Source organism: Mesorhizobium sp. M2A.F.Ca.ET.037.01.1.1, assembly GCF_003998075.1.
Lineage (GTDB): Bacteria > Pseudomonadota > Alphaproteobacteria > Rhizobiales > Rhizobiaceae > Mesorhizobium.
The window spans coordinates 1-526 of sequence record NZ_RZSA01001748.1 but is presented as its reverse complement, the minus strand read 5'-3'; the positions used below and the strand labels follow the sequence as shown (position 1 = coordinate 526).

Sequence of the window (526 nt, the reverse complement as noted above, 5' to 3'; positions counted from 1 at the left end):
CCAGAAGCAGGCCTCGACCCCAACCAGCGTCGAGCAGAACCTGCCCGAGACGCAAACGACCAGCACCGAGGGGCCTCAGTCCTCCTCGCAGAACGACCGCAAGGAAGAGATCACCAACTACGAGATCAACTCCAAGAAGATCGCGACCGTTTCGAACGGCTACACGGTCAACAAGATGTCGATCGCGGTCGTCGTCAACCAGGATCGGCTGAAGACCATCCTCGGCAAGGATGCCACGCCGGAGCAGATCGCCAAGCGCGTCGCCGATATCCAGAAGATGGTGGCCTCGGCGACCGGCTTCGACGACAAGCGCGGCGACGTCATCGACGTGTCGGCGGTCGAGTTCATCAACGGCCTCGACGGTGAGCCGATCGAACAGCCGGGCATCCTCGCCTCGATCGGTACCTATACCGGCACGCTCATCAATGCCGGCGCCTTCATTGTCGTTGTTTTCCTGGTTGCCTTCTTCGGCCTGAAGCCGATGGCCACCGCGCTGACGGCGTCGGCAAAGCCCGCGGCCATTGCC

At 62.4% G+C, this 526-nt stretch carries 1 protein-coding gene; it reads left to right on the top strand.

Translation table 11 applies throughout. From position 1 onward, the window contains the following. Positions 1-526, top strand: a 526-nt coding sequence (locus tag EOA27_RS39575) for a flagellar M-ring protein FliF C-terminal domain-containing protein (RefSeq protein ID WP_281059537.1), incomplete at both ends; no start/stop codon positions are given.